This window comes from Siccirubricoccus deserti (assembly GCF_014283215.1).
Lineage (GTDB): Bacteria > Pseudomonadota > Alphaproteobacteria > Acetobacterales > Acetobacteraceae > Siccirubricoccus > Siccirubricoccus deserti.
This window is the reverse complement of the sequence record NZ_JACOMF010000223.1, coordinates 1-1,221: the sequence shown is the minus strand read 5'-3', so window position 1 is coordinate 1,221 and position 1,221 is coordinate 1. Positions and strand designations below refer to the sequence as shown.

General features: G+C 61.8%; 1 protein-coding gene. It reads right to left on the bottom strand.

What is annotated here, in order from left to right:
• Positions 1 to 1,025: 1,025 nt before the first annotated feature.
• The coding region (locus tag H7965_RS30630) for a hypothetical protein (protein WP_222440896.1) at positions 1,026 to 1,221 on the bottom strand (196 nt) is incomplete at its 5' end.

The window sequence follows — 1,221 nt, the reverse complement described above, 5'->3', positions numbered from 1 at the left end:
GGGGATGATGGCTCCGGCGGTTGGATTCGAACCAACGACCAACGGATTAACAGGAAGAACGGCATGGGAGAGCGGGGCTCCCGCAGCCCAGAATCGGCGCGTCTTCAATGTCTTGCGAGTTCGATCTCGCAGCGGACTCGGTGTGCGTCGTAAGCGAGTGTCGGCACAGTGTCACGAGGGGTCGAGCCGCGGATCAGGTCGATGGGGACGGCGCTGACGCCCAGGTGGAATCGCAGGAGATCATCTCCGGAAGTTTCCCTGCTCGACCCTGACTCGCCAGATCGTTGATCGATCTCCGCCCTGACGGTCTGCGAGCCGATCCGGTCTTGGTCTGGTCGAGCATGAGTTGGACGATCCCGCGCACGCCTTACTTGCCGACGATCTCGTCGGGATGAGACGCCATTTTTTCGTTGGTCTGGGTCTCCTCGGCGATCACCCGGGTGAAGTTCCCCTGCACGATTAACCCGCGGAATCGGCCAGCGCGAACTTGGTCTCGACGATCTCCTGCACGATGGCGATCGCTCCGAGGGTCGGGTTGACGGTCTCAGCGATCGTGGCCGGCACCGCCATCCAGGGCTCATCCCGCCGATCCAGCCGCCGGGCTTTCGCTGGGCTGTGATCGCCCACAGAAGTTCCCCCGCACGCTCCAGGGTTCAAATCGGAACCCAGCTAACCCGGAGGCATCATCATTTCCTCCGAAGCAGAGCCGTGCTGGAAGGATTTCCATTTGGTCGTGTACCGAGGTGAGCCCGCCGGAGCGTGCTACTGAGGCACGATATAGGGGTAGCACGCAGCACGCCCTTATTTTCCGCGGCTTTCAGCGCAACGCGTGCAGGGCTTTTTGCACGCTTTTTGCAGCACGGTTCTGAAATGCATGCTGCCGTGCTGGAAATCCCTGCGACCTGTACACAGCCTTTTACCTCAGCTTTTGGCAAATCCCCGCCGTCCCCCGGCGGGGCATTCTATTTCCAATCCGTGCTAGGCGTTCAACACGGTTTGCACGTCCCGCACGTCCCGCACGGATTTCAGACAACCGTCATCGTTATCTTGTCGCCCTTCCGGGTGAGGATTACCGCCCCGTGCACGGGGTGGGACACCCTCACGCCATCTTCGGGGACGGCCTGCTCGATCGTCCGGTAGGCACCAGGGCCACGGTTCCAACCAGCCGCCCGGCAGACGGCGTAGCGGGTCATCGGCTGATCGAGTTCCAACACCTGAGCG